The sequence below is a fragment of the Mucilaginibacter sp. Bleaf8 genome, assembly GCF_018390515.1.
GTDB lineage: Bacteria > Bacteroidota > Bacteroidia > Sphingobacteriales > Sphingobacteriaceae > Mucilaginibacter.
This window is the reverse complement of record NZ_JAHBBK010000002.1, coordinates 307,658-329,426: the sequence shown is the minus strand read 5'-3', so window position 1 is coordinate 329,426 and position 21,769 is coordinate 307,658. Positions and strand designations below refer to the sequence as shown.

Below are 21,769 nucleotides of genomic sequence, written 5' to 3'. Positions count from 1 at the left end.
GTGAACTATTCAGGGCAACACCGGCAGATAACAAACATATTCATTATTTTCAATTCCGTAACGTAAATTTTGCTCGTTAAAGAAAGAATAGGTTTTCTCGAGGTATTGAAGCCCCTGGCCGGATGAATTTGCAGCTTCCGCACGGAGTTGTAAGTTATTTCTCACAATAATATACCGTCCCTTACCCTCAATATTGATTTTTAACGGCTTTTCTTTTGAAACTATATTGTGTTTTACCGCATTTTCGATGAGTAGTTGCAAACTCATGAAAATTATTCTTCCGTTTTCAATATTCGGATCCAGCTGTAACTGCAAAGGTTCCAATGCATTTCCAAAACGTATTTTTAACAGGAAGAAATATTCCTTCACAAAATCGATCTCATCCTGTAACGAAGACAACCCGCTGGGGTGAGATTCGAGCACATAACGGTACACTTTAGAAAGCTTCAGCACAAAAGCTTTTGCAAGCTCCCGGTCCTGCTCAATCAATGCATTTAAAGAGCTTAATGTGTTGAAAAGGAAATGGGGGTTAATCTTATCTTTAAGCACATTAAGTTGCAGAAACGCATTGTCTCTTTGTTGTCGTTCTGCAAGCAGACTCAGTTCTTTTTTCTCCGTAAATTCCCTCCTCCATTTCACCTGCGCCCAGGCTACCAGGCATATGATAAGGATGGTGGTAAATATGAAAAACAGTTTTACATAGCTATCAATTGCCTTCGTTCCTTCATCTACAGCCAGCAAAGGCGTATCAATTACCATCGTCCAATTCACGCCATTACCTATGTTTAGCGGTGTATAATAACGTACCACCGGGATTTTTAAGTAATCAGATACTGTAAACTCGTAGGTACTCAGGCTATCAGAAAGTTTAAATAAACCTTTCTTTTTTAATCCGCTGATCTGCCTGTCAATCAGTTGTTCCTCCGGACCGGTAATGTATTTGTTATGTTCATCTATCACAAATACAGACGCCCTGCTCAGAGAATCGACGTGCTGCAAATAACGTTGAAGATCCTTTAAATCGATGTCGATTCCCAAAGATACGGTAGATGCATCAGGCATAGAGCGTTTAGAAAATAGAAGCCAATGTTTTGAACCTGCCAGATTGATGATTTTTGTTTGTACACCTGTACCAGCATTTTCTGACATGATGGTGCTGATCACGGCTTTTAATTCAATATCAGGCGCACTATGATTGAATTGATTATGATCTTTCTGCACCATTGTAAACACGCTGCCGGACGGCCCCTTCACTGCGTACCAGCCTTTATTAAAACGCACATCGCTCAGTAGCTGCGTTTCAATTTGCTTTTTATGGGCCAGCACTTCCTTCGCAGAGCCATAAGTGTGAACAGCCATATCGGCATGGCGCATACTTTCGCTGAAAGACTGGAATTCGTTTCGAATGATTGCTGCCTTCAACCTGAAAATCCCGGAAGCTGCGTCTGTGCTCAGCATTTTAGTCTGTGCGCTGAGCTGCTTTGAAATATACCATGCAATCCCCGAAAAGCAAAGCAACATCAGCAAGCCTATTCCAACAAAGTATCTGGAATTATAAAATGCAGATTTCATGATGCTAAAATAGGTGTAATAAAAGCAAATTGACACGAAGTATTATTTTTCAAAAAACCGGTTTTTAAACGCGGCATGCAGGCAGTGGCCGGGCTCGTATGTAAACAAACTATGGCTTGTGAGGTCTTTGGGATTTATAGTATTCACAATAAGACTAAGATAAATGAAACCATAGTTTAAGTTGAATATCGATTTATAAACTATATAAATTTACCAGTAAACTTCATCCTTAGTTCAATCCAGATAAATATTAGTTAGACACAAGAAAAATGTATGCAAGTGTTTCTCCTCATCATTTTGTTTTCCTCTATCCTACTATTAGCTTTTTATATCTATTGGAATAATGATGTCTCAACAGTCATTAAATACAAAACTGGGAAATCATGAATCGACACGGAGCGATTCCTTAGTTTATGACGGAAAACATTTACCACTTAAAACTCAAAAAGGGACTACATAAAACCGTTTGGATTATAATCGGAAAAGAAAACAGCAGGATTACTGGTACTATATCCAGCTTTTAAGCATAATGGAAACCTATTAAAGACCAACCATGTAACCATCTCAAAATTGGTCGATATTTAAGAAAAGTTTTAAAAACTACACCTGCCTCACCTCAAAATGAACTGTCGGTTAAGAAAAATGTATATGCTGACAAACCTCCCAAGTGCCTAATAAAGGTTCTTTGTGCTACCAGTTGAACCAATTTCATCTTTTCTGCGGCGCTGAATTTTCATACGTGCATACCGGCTATAGCTTAGGATAGCCGGAATAAAGAGCCGCTGCGAAATTTTAACAGTAATCCCAATTATTAAATGAGAAAAATCTCCTTGTCCAATTATTAACTAATTATTGAAACCTAATTATGAAGAAAACTTTACCTGAGTATCGGTTGGGACACCGAAAGATAGGCTTGCTTTTACTTTTAACAACCCTGTTTTGTATTCCCATTACCAGTTTAGCTATCCCGTTAAATTTAAATGCTGGGAGTAAGTCCAATGAAAAGTATCCCCTTAAGGTTCATCAGGATATCCTTGTTAAAGGTAAAGCAACGGATGCCTCAACCGGGCAAACATTGCCTGGTGTAACCGTGCAGATCAAAGGATCAAAAACCGGCACAGTCACCGACGTTAATGGTAACTTTTCGATCAGCGCTCCGGATGACGGCACCCTCGTTTTTACATTCGTTGGTTATGACGTGGCCGAAGTAGCGGTTAAAGGAAAAAACTTTTTGAATGTAACACTCCGTGCAAAATCCAACAGCCTCAACGAGGTTGTAGTTGTCGGCTATGGTACACAGCGAAAGACTTCTACCACGGCAGCCGTATCAACTATACCGATTACCGAGATTGCACAAAAGCCGATAGTGAACATTACCAACGGCCTTGTTGGAAGGGCAGCCGGACTTATTGCCACTCAAAGTGGCGGCGAGCCGGGCTTTGATGGTTCGGGCCTTTTGATCCGCGGTCCGGCAACTACAGGGCGTACATCTCCACTCACCGTAGTTGACGGTGTGCCGCGCGATTTTAGCCGACTTGATCCAAACTCTATTGAAACCATTACTATATTAAAAGATGCCGCTGCGGTAGCCCCCTACGGTGTGGCCGGTGCTAATGGGGTAATCCTGATCACCACAAAATCCGGAAAAACCGGAAAGCCGACCTTAACATACAACGGCTATTATGGCATCCAGAATCCGACCTATGTGCCCCGTTTTGTAAATAGCTACCAGTATGCCCTTTTACGTAATGAGGCCGCGGCGAATGATGGTACTACCAAACCTTACACCCAAACGGATATCGATCTGTTTCAGAACCACCTTGATCCGGACGGGCATGCGGATGGGCATCCATTGGAAGATATTATTCTTAAAAACCGGCCAATTCAGTACCATAACATCTCCATGTCGGGCGGTACCGATGATATTAAATACTTTGCTTCCATCGGCTATAACCGGCAGGACGGTATGTGGCGTACCACTTTTTTAAATAAATACAACGGCTCCCTGGGGGTAACCGCTAATGCAACCAAAACTACAACCGTAAACCTGAGGGTGAATGCCTACCAGGAAGACCAACACTTCCCATCGGTTGGTGCCGGCTCCATCATTGACCAGGCACAACGTCAAAACCCAACCTATCCGGTACGGTACTCCAACGGGCTTGCTGCCGGTTATATTGGGCAGTCGTTATGGTCGCAGATATATGACAGTGGTTACACGCTGAATAAGAACACCGCCTGGCTGACACAACTGTCCATCGACCAAAAGTTACCTTTAAAAGGATTAAGCCTGAAAGGAATTGTTAGCTACGATATCGGGCCCGACCCGCTGGGATTCAGCGGTAACAGTAACTCTCTGACCCGCACATGGCAAACACCGATGCCTTTTACCAATCCCGTATCGCCAAATGGCGTTTATGCTCCCGGCACAGTGTACAGCTTCCCGGTTTCAACGGCTGGTGTTAACAAACCCAGGCTCAGCCAAACGTCTAACGAAAATAAAATGATGACCTTCCAGGGGCTATTGAACTATGCCAATACCTTTGGAAAAAGTCAGGTAAGCGGAACGTTGGTGGCAGAGTACCGTAAGGTGCGCTGGCAAAACTTTAATGCTTCAAGGATAAATTATAACCTGAATATCGATGAGCTTGATTTCGGCGGTCCGTTACCTACAGATGTTACCGTATCGGGCAGATCGGGAGGTCAAAAGCAGTTAGGCTATGTATACCGCTTAACCTACGCCTACAACAATCGATATCTGTTTGAAACGGCCGGACGGTATGACGGAAGCTACATTTTTTCACCAGGCAATCGCTTTGGGTTTTTCCCTTCATTCTCGGCCGGATGGCGTATTTCGGAAGAGAGTTTCATGAAACCCATCAAGTGGATCAACAATTTAAAATTGCGGGGGTCTTATGGGGAATCGGGTAACTATCCGAGTGGCGGCCAGTACCAATACCTTAGCCAGTTTGGTATCAATAACAATTCGGCGGTTATTGGCGGCAATGCTACACAAAGCATATCCGAGAATTTGCAGGGTAATCCCAACATCACCTGGGAGCGGGCAAAAAAATCAGATATTGCGTTGGAAGGAACATTGTTCAACGGCTTGTTGGGCTTTGAAACCGACTTTTTTTATGAAAAGCGATCCAATTTCCTGGTAACGATCGGGGCTGTTTTACCGGGAGAATACGGGGTAAATACCGGACAGGTTAATGGTGGCGTTCTTAGCAACCACGGTGTAGAGTTAACCTTAACTTCCTATAAAAATTTTGCTAATGGGTTGCGTCTTGATATCCGTGGAACGTTCACCTACGCGAAAAGCAAAATCCTTCAGGCTTTTGAAAATGCCGCCACCTTCAACAATCCGAACCGGCGGATTACCGGGCGCCCCCTGGGCGAGCAGTTTGGGTTGAAAGCATTAGGTTATTACACACCGGATGATTTTGACAATCCGACCGCCCAAAATCCAACCTTAAAAGCCGGTGTTCCGGTTCCGAACTTTGGCCAGGTTCGGGTTGGAGACTTAAAATATGCAGACTTAAGCGGACCCAATGGCGTACCTGATGGTAAGGTAAACTCGGATGATATTACGGACATCGGTCATTCGCAAACCCCACAGATCCAGTTTGGCCTGGAACCGCGTTTGTCTTTCAAAAATTTTGACCTTGATCTTTTGTTCCAGGGCGCTGCCAGATCAAATATCCAATTGTACAACTATTATGTTTTCCCGTTTCTGGGTTCAGGCTCGGCTACCGAAGCCGTGTTTCTTGATCACTGGAAACCTGAAAATGTGAATGCAACCTATCCGCGTATATCACCAACACCTTCGTCGAACAACACACAAACCTCAAGCTGGTTTATCCGGAATGTCTCTTACGTAAGGCTGAAAAGCGCGGAACTAGGTTATACCATCCCAAGAAAAGTCTTAGGAAAAAGCATCAGTTCGGTAAGGGTTTTTGCATCCGGACAGAACCTGTTCACCATAACACCAAACATGAAAGAGGCGATTGATCCGGAGAACAGCGGAAGTAACCAAAATTATTATCAGCAAAGAGTGATATCGTTCGGTTTAAACGTAACCTTCTAATCTTTTAAAGAAAATGAAATTCAAAAATATTCAAAAAGCGAATACTGTACTATTTGCGATATTCATGCTCAGCATCGGCGCTTGTAAGAAGGATGATTTTTTATCTGTTCCACCCAAAGGTGTACTGACAGACGCCTCTACCTTCAGCAGCCAAACAAATGCGGATCTCTTTGTTAATGATATCTATAATTCGCTGCCCGACTATAATAACGGCAACCAGGTAGACCGCATTCTGGATGCCTGGACCGACAACAGCAACAGCGGCGCAACAAATCATGAAGGCCAGGCCGTTATCCGAAGCAATGCTTTAAGTGCCAATAACGCTACCAACGGTGTTGGTGGCTTTTTCGGCTGGTCATCGCTCTATTCCAATGTCAGAAAATGTAATGTTTTCCTGAAGAATGCTGCTTTAAACTCTTCTGCGTATGATGCAGCCTGGTATGCGCAACGCGTAGCGGAAGTAAAATTTCTGCGTGCATTCTTTTACATGCTATTATTCAAAAATTATGGCGGCGTTCCATTAATTACGCAGCCATTAAGTAATACCGATGGTTCGGACATTTTTACCGAAAGGGCAACAACAGACGCAACCCTGGCATTTATTGAAGCGGATTGTGATGCTGCCGCGAACACGCTGCCTTTAACGCAAACATCTGCAAACTTGGGCAGGGCTACCAAAGGCGCAGCGCTGGCGCTAAAAGGCGACATAGAACTATTTGCTGCCAGTCCGTTGGTGAACACGGCCAATGACCAGGGCAGGTGGGCTAAAGCTGCAGCAACTTATCAATCCATCATTGCGTTGAATACGTACAGTCTTTTCACCACGTCGTCTTCAACCCCCATCCTATCCACAACAGGCTCAGGAACAAATTCCACAGCGTATCGCGACCAGTTTTTGGCAGCCAATAACTGGAATAAAGAAACCATTTTTGCCCGCGCCTATGCTTTACCCAACAAAGGGCACAAACGCGAGGGTTATATGGGGCCGGTGATTGTGCGGGGCGGTGCGCAAACTTGGGGAGGCGCATCACCAACACAAGGCTTGATTGACGATTACCAGATGGATAATGGCAAACCAATCACCGATCCAACATCCGGCTACGATCCGGCCCACCCCTACCTTCACCGGGAATCCCGTTTTGAGCAATCGATCGTTTATGACGGGTCATACTGGCAAGGCGAGGTATTCAAATCAAGGATAGGCGGCACAAACCAGATCGATTTGGGATCAACCAGCGATATTTCAAACACCGGGTATTGCATCCGTAAAACGCTGGACGAATCAATTTTAGGTCAAACAAGCCTGGGTACAGCGCCGGGAACATCCAATTATCAGTTTTATCGCTATGCAGAAGTATTGTTGAGCTACGCAGAAGCCCAGAATGAAGCTACCGGCCCTGATGCAAGTGTATTTGATGCCGTAAATAAAGTACGCGCCCGGGTATTGCTACCAGCTGTTCCGCCGGGAACCAGCCAGGCAGACATGCACACGATCATTCGTCGCGAGCGCCGTTTAGAATTTGCCTTTGAGGACAAACGCTGGTATGATATGAGGCGCTGGGACATCACAGTGAAAGGACCGGCAGTTATCAACTCGCCGGAATACGGCATGAAGATCACGCCTGACGCTGCTGGAAATCTCACTTATGAGCGTGTGGTGGTATTTCAAAACCGCTTTTCGGAGCATATGAACTGGTTGCCTATTCCGCAGGGAATCATTAATCAAAATCCAAAACTTAAACAAAATCCCGGCTATTAAAAGTTTGATCAGTACACTTAAAGTTAAAACCCCGAAATGCCGGGGTTTTGCTTATTATAAATTGTCGCTTATCGCTTTGGTTATTCGAACAGAGCAAGCCTTGTTGGGGTAAGTGCCATTACTGTATAATCGTTGGCAATCACGACAGATTAAGGGCGATTGGCACCCTGTGACAATTAAAAAGTATACCATGGAAAATACTGTCTAACAAAAAGAAAGTTCTTTGTAACTTACTTCACCTATTTACTATATCTAATTTTAAACATGACCGAAGCTATTTGCAAAAAACTTCACCTACCAGTACTGCTATTTATTTGCTTTACAGCAGTGTTCAATGCGAACGGGCAGGACAATCACTTATTCACCGTCCAGGACACTGCCACAGTACCGAAAGAAATCGAAGATCCTGAATGTATTGGGATCAATAAAGAGCCTGACCATGCGACTTTGATGCCTTACGCTACCCTAAAAGAAGCGTTAACGGCTAAAAGACATGCATCTACATTCAGCATGACGTTAAATGGCGACTGGAAATTTAACTGGGTAGACTGGCCCCAGAAACGCCCCGTAAACTTTTATAAAGTTGATTATGATATGAGCAGCTGGAAAACCATCAGGGTACCATCTTCATGGCAAATAGAAGGTTACGGAACTCCTGCCTACAGTAATTATGATTACATCTTTAAAAAGGATTTCCCTAAGGTGATGAGTACGCCGCCGGTTAGTTTCACCACTTACCAGGAGCGTAACGCCGTAGGAAGTTACCGAAGAACTTTCAACGTTCCTTCCAATTGGGATAAAAGGCAAGTGTTTATCACTTTTGATGGCGTTGATGCAGGCTTCTTTCTTTGGATAAACGGCAGAAAGGTTGGCTATAGCGTGAACTCCCGTAACGCTGCGGAATTCGATATAACTAAATACTTGCATACCGGTGAAAATGTTATCGCTGTTGAGGTTTATCGCTTTACAACCGGTAGCTACCTGGAAGATCAGGATATGTTTAAATTGAGTGGCATTTTCCGAAACGTTACGCTTTGGAGTGCACCGGTAGAGCATATCAGAGACTTTTTTATCAAGACAACGTTTGACAAGCAATGGGAAAACGCAGATCTTACCATACAAACCAAAATCAAAAACTATTCTGACGCTCCGGTACCGGCCCGTATTTTAGATATACAGTTATATAACGGAGAGACGCCTTTGACCGGGGTTACTGCCAGGAAAAATATACCTGCGCTACAACCGGGACAAGAAGTTACGCTTGATGTATCAATAAAAATTAATAAGCCTCAAAAATGGACTGCAGAGACCCCGAAACTTTATACAACCGTTCTCTCCATCAGGGAAAATTCGGAAACTGTTGAGACAATTTCTGCCCGTACGGGCTTCCGCCAAATCGAGATCAGGGGTCGCCAGTTTTTGGTCAATAATGTGCCCATTAAATTAAAAGGCGTAAACAGGCATGAGAACTGGCCTGCGGATGGGCATGCGATCACGGAACAAGAAATGGTTAAAGATATCTTGCTGATCAAACAGGGAAACTGTAATCACGTACGTACCAGCCATTATTCTGACGATCCACGCTGGTATGAACTCTGCGATGAATATGGGCTTTATCTTGTAGCGGAAGCCAATCTGGAAACCCATGGCGCATGGGACGAATTCAATGAAGAGCCCCGCATCAAAGCAGCACTGATTCAACGAAATGTTGCTAACGTGGAGAACTTTAAGAACCACCCCTCCGTAATCATTTGGTCATTGGGCAACGAATGCGGATCGGGAGGGTCAAATTTTCTGGCAATACTTGACGCCATTAAGCGCATCGATATAACCCGGCCAACCCATTACCAGGGCTTTGGAATCGGCACGAAGAATCCCGCTGATCTAGATAGCGAAATGTATACCCAAACAGAAGACCTGGAAAGGAAAGCCAAAAACAATGCCTTAACCAAACCCTTCTACTTATGTGAATATGCCCATGCTATGTTCAACTCCATGGGGTCGTTAGATATTTATAATGAGCTGTTTGACAAGTACCCCTCGCTGCTTGGCGGAGCTATCTGGGAATGGCAGGATCAGGGTCTTTATAACGATCGGGACCCCAACCATCATATTACCGCATATGGCGGTGGGTTTGGGGAATACCCGAATGATCATTACTTCATCCACAAAGGCGTAGTTTTTTCGGACCGTGCCGAAAAACCACACTATCCGGAAATGAAACACGCTTACCAATGGATCACAATTACGGGTAAAGATGCTGTTAACGGGAAGTTTTTGATTAAAAACAGGTACCAGTTCACCGACCTGAAGCAATTTAGGGGCAAGTGGATGATTACCGAAAACGGTGACAAGTTTAAAACAGGCAACTTTACCGTTGGGTCCGTATTGCCCGGCCAGGAAAAATTAATACAGATACCTTATCACATCCAGCCAAAAGCCGGTGCGGAGTACCATATCAGAGTATCGTTTGAACTGGCAGATGCAGAGCAGTGGGCACCAAAGGGCTTTGAGGTTGCCTGGCAGCAAATACCAGTACCGGTTAAAACGCCATTATTGTCTGCAAAAAGCCTTGATAAAGGAACATTAACCCTCAAGGAGAATAACGATGTGATTGATATTACCGGTAAAACTTTTGCGCTCTCCTTTAGCCGCAAAGACGGCACCTTTACGAAGATGGTAAAGAACGGCAAAAACGTACTGCTCCCAGGTGGAGGGCCCCGGCTGCATCTCTGGCGGGCACCTCATCAACAAGATGATGGCTGGGCATCTGAGGAATGGGACAGAAAAGGTTTGAAAAAGCTAAACTGGTCTGCCTCCGGCGTTATTGTGAAACAAGTGAAACCAGGCATCATCGAGATCTCCGCCGATTTGAAAGGCACTGGCCGGCAAAATTTCGTCGTAAATCACCGGGTGGTGTATACGGTTTATGGAGATGGCGCGATCAGGGCGAGGAATGCCATCAGCTCCAATGATCCTAATTTAGCGGTAGCACGTTTGGGCGTACGGTTTTTATTGGATACCACCCTTAACCGGTTTGACTATTTTGGACGCGGGCCGATGGAAAACTATGCCGACCGGAAACAGGGCTTTGACATAGGACACTATACCAGTACCATAGCCGAACAAATGACACCGTATGAAAAGCCGATGGACTGCGGCAACCACGAGGATGTCCGCTGGGCCAACTTGATTTCAGATACGGGTGTTAAACTAAATTTTCGTTCTGATTCGTTGATGCAGGTTGCAGCACTTCCCTATACCGATGAGGAAATGGAGCCTGTGGAATACAAGATTGACCTACCGAAAAGAAGAACCACCTCATTAGTGATCAGCCACCAAACACTTGGAGTTGGCTCTCACAGTTGCGGGCCAAGGCCATTGAAACAGTACCAGGTTTATATAAAGCCAACCGTTTTCAGCTACGAGATCAGGCTTTAATTCCTGTCCTTCCCTCCTTTCTCTTTCGAGAATATAATTGGTTTGGCCCCGGAATATCCGGGGCTTTTTTTAGACATTTGAGAGCCAATCAAAACCTATGAAAAATACATTAATGTTTGCGGCACTGTTGTCTTTAACGGGATTTAAAGCAGCAGCACAAAAATTGCCTGTGGATTATGTGAACCCGCTCCTGGGTACAGCTACTGTATGGACCAAAGAAGACGCCGGGTTTCAACCAACACATCGCGTATGGGGCGCAGAGGTGTTTCCGGGCTCTTCGCTGCCAAATGCCATGGTTCAGTTAACCCCGGTTACGCAGTTCCGTAGCGGGTCTGGTTATCAGTATGAAGATACTACGATATATGGCTTTGCCCATACCAGTAAAGGGCATTGGAATCTGTGCAATATTCCTATTTTGCCCGCCACCGGCGATTTTAGCGCGGACGATTACGCGTCACGCTTCCGCCATGACCGGGAGGTTGCTCATCCGGGTTATTACAGCGTGGTTTTAGACCGGTACGGAATCAAGGCCGAACTAAGCTCTACATTACGCAGTGCTTTTCACAGGTATCAATACCAGCCGAATGCGAACAAAAGATTAATCGTAAACCTGCCCAGGGCTAATGAGCGGGTGAAAAGCTGGGATATTAAAAAAACCGGCACCTACTCGTTTACAGGTTTTCAGCAGTGTGGCGAAACCATGTATTTTTATGCTGTTACCAATCAAAAGATCCGGGTAATTGATACCCTTAAAAAAGGCACAGCAATGCTGCCTGTTGTGGAGTTTCTGGATGGAAGCCCAACGCTGGAAATTAAGATCGGTTTTTCTTTTGTCAGTATAGCTAATGCCAAAGAGAATCTGGAAAAAGAAATGCTGAACAAGCAATTTATACAGGTTAAAAATGAAGCTGCAACAACGTGGAACACCCTCTTATCTAAAATAAAGGTTAGCGGCGGAACCGAACGCCATAAAGGGTTATTTTATTCGTGCCTGTACCGTTCCTTTCTTTGGCCGGCGTTACGCAGCGATGTGAATGGAGAATTTACTGACCCCAGCGGAAAGGTGGTTAAGAAAGACTTCAATTACTATACAGAACCATCGTTGTGGGATGATTACCGTAATAAACTGGTTCTTTTGGGCCTTCTCTCCCCAAAGGTGACTGCCGATGTCATTCAGTCATTGATTGAAAAAGGCAGACCAACCGGGTTTATGCCGACTTTTTTCCATGGCGACCATGCTTCAGCATTCATCACCGGCTCTTACTTAAGAGGAATCAAAGGCTTTGATGTTAATGAGGCTTATAAAATGATGCTTAAAAATGCGAATACCGAAGGTACCCGCAAGTACGTGGAAGAGTATAAGCAAAAAGGTTATATTTCAGAGCAGGATATTGCTGATCCGAAATTAGAAACGGTTGCCAAGGCTGCCGTTACCAAAACGTTGGAATACGCTTACGATGATTATGCAGTGGCACTACTGGCCAAAGCGCTAAACGATAACGGCAGTTACACTGATCTGATGAAACGGACAGGGAATTATAAAAACCTGTTCGACCCGCAAACCAAGCTTATGCGCGGCAAACTGGAAGATGGTTCATGGGTTAAAAATTTTGACCCGTACTTTCCCTATTATGAATACTTATACCGCGAGGCCAACGCCTGGCAATCTTCTTTTTTTGCGCCGCATGATGTGCAGGGCCTGATTGGCTTATACCCAAGCAAAACAGCTTTTGAGCAAAAACTGGATTCTCTTTTTACCATTCCATGGAAAGGCTACGAAGCTGCTAACCTATCTGGTTTCATAGGCCAGTACTGCCACGGCAATCAGCCCGATCATAGCTACCCTTACTTGTACTACTTCGTGGGCAAGCAAAAGAAATCACAGGTTTTGCTGGATAGCATTATGAACCGCTTTTATGATATGGGCAAAGAGCACCTGGCTTATGCAGGTATGGATGATGCCGGTGAAATGTCTTCCTGGTTCGTATTTAACGCGATGGGCTTTTATCCGTTTTCGCCGGCTGATCCTGAATATATCGTATCTGCCCCCCTATTCAACCAGGTAGACATACAGTTGAACCAACACCATTTCTCTATTAAAAAGAAGGGCAAAGGCCAGGAGATTATAAAGAAAAGTTTAGACGGACGACCTTTAAACAGATTCTTCCTTACAGATCAGCAACTGAAGAACGGACAGGAACTTATTATCGAAACCCACTAAACTCAAGATTCTTATTAAAGGAAACGGCCATATTTTGTATGGCCGTTTCCTTTTATGTAAACGAGACCTTTAACCTCAAGTCAAATTATTCTTACTTCAGTTACTGCAACTGCATCAGCCATCGCTCATTATCAACAAAACTTTCCTGCCATAACACGCATTTGGTTCCGTTGGCAGTACCGGCGCCTTTTACATTAACACAACTGCTTGGTGCGCAACGCGGCTTCAATTTATAATAGCCGTCATAATCGTACACTAATTTAAAATATTGCGATGAGTTATTGTTGGCCGTATATATCTGGATGGGCGTATCATTCGCATTACTGTTACCGGCAACATCCAATGACATGGTGGTAGCACTTTGCGGAACCAAACGATAATAGCCATAATTCAGGGGTACAATCTTAAATTTTTGATTGCTACCGCCACCCCATACCCAAATATCAGCCAGTTTGCTGGTCATGTCTATATCGAGTGCGCTTCCGCTTGCCATTTTGGGTGTTAACCGGTAAATGCCGTTATCGGTTAGGCCAGGTTGAGTTGCCGGCGTAACCTGCTGCATTACAACTGCGCTTATACACTCATTTGCCCGAGTTGTATCATCTACAGGACTGTTGACCAGCCAGTTATTCCAAGTGATGTTATAGTCTGTACGGCGCTTAGCCCAGGCGGCATCCGCATTTTGTTTCATCCAAGCATAATAAGTACTCCAAAGGTTATTGTCTCTTACAAATTCACCCAGCCCCCGGGCAAATTCAGAAGCCCAGGTTCCATTACGGGTACTTCCGCTTAAAATCCCGCCGGTTGTTTTGTTGTTTCTTACATAATCCACAGAACGTTTAGCATCGTCATAAATGGATGTTAAACCGGTAATGCGATGAAGGTGATTAGCCGCACTGATGAATGCCCCCACATTATAAACATTGGCATCCATAGCAATGCTACCATCTTTTCGCATTTCTTCCCATACGGCGCCGGTAGTATGATCATAAATATGGCTCCATATCCAATCATAAATAGCCTGCGCCTTTGTTAGGTACGCTGTCTCTTTAGTAGATTCATAAATGTAACAGCCCAATATTACTGCCGTATTGTTGCTTAGTCCTGATTTCTGGCCACGTCTGATATCCCACCAGATTCCCCCACCGAGTGTGCCATCCCAGCCACGGTCATAAGCTCTGTTAAACGCGTATTTGGCTTGGGTAAGATAAATAGGATTCTGTGTGATTTGATAGCCACGGGCGAAAGCGATCCCCGCCCATAGGATATCATCATTGAATTCATTCCAATTCCAGTCATACAAACCGCCGTTTCCCTGGTTCTGCTGAAGAAAAGTATTCAGCAGGTTGGTGATCAGTGTTTTGTGCGCCGCACTCTTTGTACGAAGATAAGTATCTTCCACCCCCTGGATATCCAGGGCCTGTTGCCAGAAATAATCTTTAGTGGCATCGTTCAGCCGTGCTTTGAAAAACTGCGTGTTGCCTTGTGTTATTAAAAACGCATTGGTATAAGCGTTGAACGCCGCATCTGCCTGTGAATTAATCTCGTTGACTCTCCGGTCTGGTGGAGTTGCGCTGTGCGTTTTAGCCAAATCTGCGATAGACTCTGACTTTTTACAACCGGTGACCCAAAGCGATGCAACCGTCAGCATCAATCCAAAGATGCATTGTTTGAAGATGTTTGTTTTTCTCATAACATTTATTTTTAGGTTTTAAATTGGTGTATTTGCGAGAAAAAAGCAGTGCACGCGAAACAGATGAAGCTAACCCTGTATCTGTTTATGATCTAAAAAAATCGGGGAGATAGCATTTATTATAAAGCCAAGTACTGGAAGAAAAATGAAACTTTTAAGCGAGGATAAAGGATATGTACGCCAGGTTAACTAATATGTACATTGTATTATAATTTGCTTAAAAGCAGCAAATAACTATTAATAATGACTTAATCAATTCATGATTAAAACAGGAAATCATGATAACAGGAAACAAATGCCAACTCCTGAAAAGTACGCATACCTTTGTATCTATTACCTGGTAAAGGGCAGGCGAAAGTTGCTTGATCTACAACGGTAAGAGCTATACGTTTTTTAGGGACTGCATAAATTGCATAGGCGATTTGCCATATTCCTTTTTGAATGCACGGGAAAAATTTGAGCTGCTTTGCAGGCCCACCCGGTCCGCTACTTCGCTCATGGTAATATCCTCATGCGTCATGATGAAAATAGAACGCTTGAGGCGTACCGTGCGGATAAACTCGGCAACGGATTGGTCTGATATGCTTTTTATTTTCTGGTAAAGCTTGGTGCGGCTCACATACAGATGTTTACACAGAAAGTCGACATCCAGATCCGTATTCTCAATATTTTCCTCAATGGTGTTTAAAAGCTTATTCATAAATTCTTTGTCTTTCTCCGAGCTGACAAGCTCAGTAGCTTCCGACAAATAATTATTGGTGTAGGTTTCTTTCAGTATAGCATGCTGATGAAAGATATTTTGAATGGTTAGCAACAACAGATCAACACTTAGTGGTTTGGCAAAGTAAAAATCCGCTCCCGACTCCAGGCCGGCTATTTTGGTATCCAGTGCATCCTTTGCGGATAAAAGAATAATCGGTATGTGCCGCGTCTCAAATCTTTCCTTAATTGATCGGCTAAATTCAATACCGTCCATTAGCGGCATCATAATGTCACTAATAATCAGGTTAGGTATATTTTCCAAGGTAATTTCAATTGCCTTTTGGCCATCTTCGGCCTCAATTATCTTATAGTCCTTTTCTAAAACCTGCCGCAGGAATAAGCGAAGTTCAGCGTTATCGTCTACAATCAGTATCGACTTTCCGGCTCTTGGAATGGGCGGATGTGGTTTTTCGTCCGTTACTGCAGGGACCAGCACCGAGTTATCAACCAGTTCCAGCTGTGCAGACTGCGCTGGTACGGAATTTATTCTTTCCTGCAAGGTATAATTGCTTTCTCCCCATGGAATGGCGATAATAATTTCTGTTCCCTGGTTGCGCTCGCTAAATACATTAATATCGCCTTTATGCAGCTGTGTAAGACTTTTAACCAGTGCCAATCCAATACCCGAGCCTAAATGGTTGTTACTGATCCGGTAATAGCGGTCAAATATCCGGGTAATCGACTCCTCAGAGATACCGATACCGGTATCGGCCACCCTAAAGTAAATATACTTTTCTGCACGGTATTCTTCATTTTTCAACTGGAACCGGGTGTTATATTTAGGTTGGAAAAGTGCCGGATCTGTATACACTTCAAAAACTACGGATCCTTTTACATTGGTATATTTAAAAGCATTATTCAGTAGGTTATAAATAATCTTTTCAAGCACCTGAACATCGAACCAGCCTTTTAATTCCTGCTCCGGTGGCGTTTGGGTGGTATCTTTGAATTGAAAATCGATCAGCCTGGATACGGCGATATCATCAAATTCAGCTGCTATTCCTTTACAAAATTCCCTTACATCCAGCTGCTGCACCTGTAACCGGATCACACTGTCAGCTATCTTTTTAAAGTTCATTAGTTCCGTAATCAGGTTAATAAGCCTTTTGGCATTCCTGAGCATCATATGGTAAGAGCTCTGCAGCAGGGAGTCTTCGTTTTCCTTAAGCAGTGCCTCCAATGGGCCAATAATCAGCGTCAACGGTGTACGGAACTCATGGGAAATGTTGGTAAAAAACAGAAGTTGCTGCTGATACAGTTCTTCACGGTGCTGGTGCATTTCTTCCCTTTTAGCCTCATTAACCGCGCGTACAGCCATGTCCTTCTTAAGCCTGTACCATCTGGCTTGATAAATATAGATACCAGCTAAGATGGTCAGGAGTAAAATGGTATATCCTGCTTTAGCCGGAACGCTCTTCCACCAGGGCGGTGTGATCGTCAGCAAAAGCACAGCTTCATCCCGGCTCCAAAGCCCGTCATTATTTGTTGCCTGAACAATAAATCTATAATCATTATAGTCGAGGTTGCTGTAAAAAGCAGACGGTTTTGAGCCGTCAGTGTAAATCCAGCTCTTATCATAGCCGACCAGTTTATACCTGTACCGGGATTTCAACGCATTCGGAAAATGCATTGCAGAGAAGGAAATGACGAAATTATTCTGCTGGTAATTGAAAGTCAGGGGGCTCCCATTCATTAATGCTTCCGTTGAAGCGCTGTTGTTTTGATGGCCTTGAGTGTAAACTGGATGTTGGTTATTAATGAGTATGTCTGTAATAACAGGTTTGGCAGGGATGCTATTCGTGACGATCTCTTTTGGATCAAAGAACGTCAGACCGTCAATTCCGCCAAAGTATAGCTTACCATCAGGTCCCTTAAAAGAAGATCCGACCTTAAAACTATTTCCCTGTAAGCCATCATCTTTATTAAACTTAACCAGTGTTCGCTTACTTAAATTAAGAAATTCCAGGCCGTTTCCCCCCATCCAAACATTCCCTTGCTGGTCGGTTTCCATAGCCTCAACATCTTTAAAAATATCAAAGTATTTATTATACTGTTCGATATGATACCGGTTATTTGATTGAAGCGTAAGTCTGTTTAGTCCGCCACCTATTGTTCCGACCCAGTAAATACTATCATTCTGTTTGCTAACCGGATAAATATAATTCGAACTTAATGAATTTCCGGTACCGTTAGCTTGGTAACTGACGCTTTGCAGGATTTGACCGAAGCGGTCTATTTGATAACGATTCAGGCCATGGGTACTTGAAACAAGCATTTCCGGCTTTTTCTTATCAGGCAAAATAAAATAGCCTTCCCCAAAAAAACGTACATGGTAAGCGTTATCATCATCTTTCCAGATAACTCCGAACCTGTTAGTGTGATTGCCAAACCACATATTGCCAAAGCAGTCTTCGGCAAGGTTTTCAATCATAAAATGTGGAAATTCCTTTTCACCGATTAAGGAACAATTCCGAAGGGTAACCGGATTAATGACCTGTATCCCGGCATGGCTGCCAATCCATAATCGTTTGTTTTTATCCATCGCAAGCGAAAGCACATTATCATTTTTTAGTTTTAACAGTGGCCCTGCTGAACTGAAATGACGAAATGTTTGACTTGCGATATCATAGCGATTGAGCCCTTTTTCCATCGTTCCAACCCATAGTGTATTCTGTTGGGCCAGTATGGACCGAACATAATTACCAGATAGTGAGTTAGCGTTCTCCGGATCATGCTGAAAGGTATGGAACTGTTTTTGATTGAGATCGCAATAATTTACGCCTCTACCGAATGTTGCTATCCAAAGGCACTGCGAACGGTCTATCAGCATATCAGAGAGCGACGCCGAATTGAGGTCATGGTTTCCTGGACCAGCTTTGATAGTTTGTATTAGTTTTAATTTGCTATCAAGCCTCAAAACATTGGGCGAAGCTTTGACCCAAAAATCTCCGGTGGCATCGCGAACTATCTGTGTTACGGGATTACCTCCAGGAACTAAAACGCTATCTTTGATCTGGTACGAGCGTCCGCCTGCTTGCCGCACCGCCGAATAAATATAGTTCATGCCGGCAAGTACAAGATTGTTTTGATGATCAATAAACAAGCATTTAATAGTGACAGGTAACAACCTATCAAGCGAAACTTTCAGAACTGCTCCCTGCGAATCTAACGTTATCAAACCATTTGCTGTTGCCACCAGCAACTCTTTTGCAGAGAGCGAAGTAAAATCGTAAACTATGGTGCTTTCCGGTATGCCAGTGGGCCTGCAAACAAGGGAATGGCCATTGATCTGGAACTTTAGCAGACGGCCGCCTGCCAGCACATACATCGTTCTACTATCAGGCATCCAGATCTTTTCGGCGGTAAACCCTGTAGTGCCAGTCACACGGTAATCTATGTAAGTTTCAGTACCGGGATCAAAGCGCTGTATACCACCTTCTGTTCCCAACCATATCTGGTTGCGGTGGCTTGCAAAAAGGCACCGGATACGGTTCTTAAATGCATTGTTAACCGGCTTGTTGTTGTTATAAAACTTCTTTACGGTATAACCGTCATACCTGTTTAACCCAAAGTACGTTGCGATCCAGATAAATCCCCTTAAATCCTGTGTGATATAATTTGCATCAGTGTGCGAAAGACCTTCGTCAACCGTCAGGTGCTTAAAGCGAAACTGACTGGGTTGTGCTTTCGCTACTCCGAAGCTGAAAATTATAGTAAAGATCACCGCACAAATAACTACGCAGCTTTCGCCTTTATGCAGCGAGGTGATTTTCGATAATGACATCTTTAAGAATATAACTGGCAAATAAGAAACGGGCTGCAAAATGGTTAGGAAAATAAAATTAGCCTTTAAGTGGCTTAAATGCTAACGAAAGCCCATAAAAAGACCGTTTTGTCAAATTAAGTGAACGTATTGACAAAATGCAGAGTCCCTTTTTAAGGTAATTTGGAGTGTAACTGATGTAGAAGTTTCTCAAATAGAGCACCCTAAATTACAAATGTTACCGGAGCCGGATTACAATGATCTGGTTTTACAAAAAGAAACATGAACAATGCTGATTAAAAAAAATGGCAGTATCAGCCTTATCTGCTAATTTCGATTAAATAAAAAGGAGTCCGGATTCAGCTATTGTTATATGTTGTCATAAACTGTAACCACTTAGCCCTAATCCGAATATAGAACAGCTTGCTTTTAAAGTTGTAAATTCCCAACAATTAGCGTCGCCATATTTAAGTTGAATGAAAAGTCAGATCAATAATCCATTTATTCTTGCTCTTAAAGCATATAATCTAACTGTAGAAATTCACCACCATTCTGCATATCAAATTGTATTATCGAACGATACTCCCTTTACATCAACTATTAGTGGACAACTATATGAACGTATTCATGGCTTCTTAATAAAACCGCATGTTAAACATTTTTGCGTTGCTGAAAAGGGTACACTGAATGTTTTGAATATAGAACCCTATTCAAATGTTGGCTTGGAACTGGCAGGCAGATTTAAAGAAAATCAAGAGCATATAGTTTTCTACTCGCCCCCAGAAACAAACGCTTTCTTTCAGACACCAAATAATAGTTTAAATATTATCAAGATAGTTGATGCCTTGCTTTCTAAATTACCATCTGTTGAGTATGATGAAAGAGTCACAAAAATTGTTGAATATATTAAGGCTAACTACTTTCAATCAGACATAACGCCACAAACCTTCACCGATATAGTTTTCCTTTCTCCATCCCGCTTAGCATCACTATTTAAGGAACAAACCGGAAGCAGTTTATCTAAGTATATATTATGGACACGGTTACGCCAGGCAATCTATCTCACACTTACTGACAAAGACAGAAGCCTTACTGATATTGCCTATGAAACCGGGTTTTATGACCTTCCGCAACTAAATAAGTATATGTACGAAATGCTTGGGATGCCGCCCAAAGCGCTGAAGCATAACAGTGATCTGATTGAAGTTTATTAGTGCTGCTCAGACTACTTCTGCGTTACCATTTTGCAATAGAAAAATAAAAGATACAGGCACCTGCTAAACACATGTGCCTGTATCTTCTATAACCAATTCCATCTTAAAAAGAGTATGGGTACCCACCCATAATAGTTCTCTTTTGCTTCTTCTATCCCTTTTTAGTTGTCTTTCATCCAGGCAGTGTCGCCTTGAGCAGAATAGTGATTTGATACAAGTTTGACTATGTGCATGTAAGCACCTTTGTGATATCAATTTAAACAATTAGAAATTATATCATGAAAGCAATAGTATATCAAAAATTCGGAAACGCAGATGTTTTGCAAACTGTAGAACAATCAAAGCCTGGTATTCAACCTAATCAGGTACTGGTCAGAGTAAAAGCATTTTCTATCAATCCAATGGATTGGAAAATCAGAAAAGGTGAAATGACATTAATGTCAGGCTCAAATTTCCCAAAGCATACAGGCACCGATTTCGCTGGAATTATTGAAGAAACAGGATCTTCTGTAATTGGCTTAAAAAGAGGCGATGAAGTTTTTGGGGTAGTGAAAAACTTAATGAAAGAAGGTGTTTCAGCCGAATATGTTGCCGTACCAGCCTCCCTGATCTGGAAAAAGCCTTCTGATATCAGCTTTCCTCAAGCTGCCTCTATTGCGGTAGCTGGTACTGCAGCAGCTACCACAATACAAAAAATGGGGAATATCAATCCACAAACCACCATTTTGGTAAATGGTGCAACAGGTGGTTTCGGCATGTTTTTACTTCAATTATTGAAACAATACGGAGCTAACGTAACAGCTGTTACAAGCACAAAGGGGGCAGACTATGCAAAAGATTGGGGAGCAAAGCTGGTGATCGATTATACAAAAGAAGATGTGCTTACTAAAAAAGCCACCTATGATATTGTTATTGATCTATCAGGTAAAATGAGTTACAAAAAAGCTAAACAAATACTGAAGCCTAATGCCAGGTTTCTGAATCCAACACCTAAGCCAATCGAAATCCCTACAGCATTATTAAGTAACTTTTTTACATCGCAAAAGCACATTGTGATACTCTCGAGCCCATCAACCAAATACACGGACATTTTGCTAAACGCCCTGAAAAACGGATTACAGATCGAAGTTAACAAAGTATTTCCCTTTGACGCATATAAACAAGCCTACGAATATGCCGAACGAGGTGGCTACATCGGCAAGGTAGTTATAGAACTTGATTAAAATCTTTACTGAGGATTACTTGATCTTTTGC

The 21,769-nt window shown here is 43.1% G+C and carries 9 protein-coding genes; 6 read left to right on the top strand and 3 right to left on the bottom strand.

The window, feature by feature from the left end; genetic code table 11:
- Positions 1-9: 9 nt before the first annotated feature.
- Positions 10-1,572 (bottom strand): histidine kinase, encoded by a 1,563-nt coding sequence (locus KHS38_RS10335; protein WP_213488487.1) that lies wholly within the window; start codon positions 1,570-1,572, stop codon positions 10-12.
- Between the two features lie 865 nt (positions 1,573-2,437).
- Between KHS38_RS10335 and KHS38_RS10330 the strand changes: the two genes are divergently transcribed.
- The 4 genes from KHS38_RS10330 to KHS38_RS10315 all read left to right on the top strand — a co-directional run bounded on the left by KHS38_RS10330 (position 2,438) and on the right by KHS38_RS10315 (position 13,083).
- Entirely contained in the window at positions 2,438-5,662 is a 3,225-nt protein-coding gene (locus tag KHS38_RS10330) for a SusC/RagA family TonB-linked outer membrane protein (protein ID WP_213488486.1), read from the top strand.
- A 13-nt stretch (positions 5,663-5,675) separates the two neighbouring features.
- Entirely contained in the window at positions 5,676-7,421 is a 1,746-nt protein-coding gene (locus tag KHS38_RS10325) for a RagB/SusD family nutrient uptake outer membrane protein (RefSeq protein ID WP_213488485.1), read from the top strand.
- A 264-nt stretch (positions 7,422-7,685) separates the two neighbouring features.
- Positions 7,686-10,862: a glycoside hydrolase family 2 TIM barrel-domain containing protein gene (locus KHS38_RS10320; protein ID WP_213488484.1), complete on the top strand. Its 3,177-nt coding sequence runs from the start codon at positions 7,686-7,688 to the stop codon at positions 10,860-10,862.
- Positions 10,863-10,959: 97 nt separating this feature from the next.
- Positions 10,960-13,083 carry a GH92 family glycosyl hydrolase gene (locus KHS38_RS10315; protein ID WP_213488483.1) on the top strand — a complete coding sequence of 708 codons (2,124 nt, stop codon included), beginning with the start codon at positions 10,960-10,962 and terminating at the stop codon, positions 13,081-13,083.
- Between the two features lie 100 nt (positions 13,084-13,183).
- Here KHS38_RS10315 and KHS38_RS10310 read toward each other — a convergent pair whose 3' ends face one another.
- The gene (locus KHS38_RS10310; protein WP_213488482.1) at positions 13,184-14,776 is read right to left on the bottom strand and encodes a glycoside hydrolase family 76 protein; all 1,593 of its coding nucleotides are present in this window, start codon (positions 14,774-14,776) and stop codon (positions 13,184-13,186) included.
- A 382-nt stretch (positions 14,777-15,158) separates the two neighbouring features.
- Positions 15,159-19,322, bottom strand: coding sequence for a hybrid sensor histidine kinase/response regulator transcription factor (locus KHS38_RS10305; RefSeq protein ID WP_213488481.1), 4,164 nt, complete (start codon positions 19,320-19,322; stop codon positions 15,159-15,161).
- Positions 19,323-19,777: 455 nt separating this feature from the next.
- Between KHS38_RS10305 and KHS38_RS10300 the strand changes: the two genes are divergently transcribed.
- Together KHS38_RS10300 and KHS38_RS10295 are read left to right on the top strand one after the other, a co-directional pair.
- Positions 19,778-20,515, top strand: coding sequence for a helix-turn-helix domain-containing protein (locus KHS38_RS10300; protein ID WP_213488480.1), 738 nt, complete (start codon positions 19,778-19,780; stop codon positions 20,513-20,515).
- A gap of 278 nt (positions 20,516-20,793) precedes the next feature.
- The gene (locus KHS38_RS10295) at positions 20,794-21,738 is read left to right on the top strand and encodes an NAD(P)-dependent alcohol dehydrogenase (protein ID WP_213488479.1); all 945 of its coding nucleotides are present in this window, start codon (positions 20,794-20,796) and stop codon (positions 21,736-21,738) included.
- Positions 21,739-21,769: the final 31 nt, after the last annotated feature.

Coding starts and splice junctions, on each gene's coding strand:
- KHS38_RS10325 (WP_213488485.1), top strand. CDS start 5,676: ATGAAATTCAAAAATATTCAAAAAGCGAATACTGTACTATTTGCGATA.
- KHS38_RS10305 (WP_213488481.1), bottom strand. CDS start 19,322: ATGTCATTATCGAAAATCACCTCGCTGCATAAAGGCGAAAGCTGCGTA.
- KHS38_RS10330 (WP_213488486.1), top strand. CDS start 2,438: ATGAAGAAAACTTTACCTGAGTATCGGTTGGGACACCGAAAGATAGGC.
- KHS38_RS10320 (WP_213488484.1), top strand. CDS start 7,686: ATGACCGAAGCTATTTGCAAAAAACTTCACCTACCAGTACTGCTATTT.
- KHS38_RS10310 (WP_213488482.1), bottom strand. CDS start 14,776: ATGAGAAAAACAAACATCTTCAAACAATGCATCTTTGGATTGATGCTG.
- KHS38_RS10295 (WP_213488479.1), top strand. CDS start 20,794: ATGAAAGCAATAGTATATCAAAAATTCGGAAACGCAGATGTTTTGCAA.
- KHS38_RS10315 (WP_213488483.1), top strand. CDS start 10,960: ATGAAAAATACATTAATGTTTGCGGCACTGTTGTCTTTAACGGGATTT.
- KHS38_RS10300 (WP_213488480.1), top strand. CDS start 19,778: ATGAAAAGTCAGATCAATAATCCATTTATTCTTGCTCTTAAAGCATAT.
- KHS38_RS10335 (WP_213488487.1), bottom strand. CDS start 1,572: ATGAAATCTGCATTTTATAATTCCAGATACTTTGTTGGAATAGGCTTG.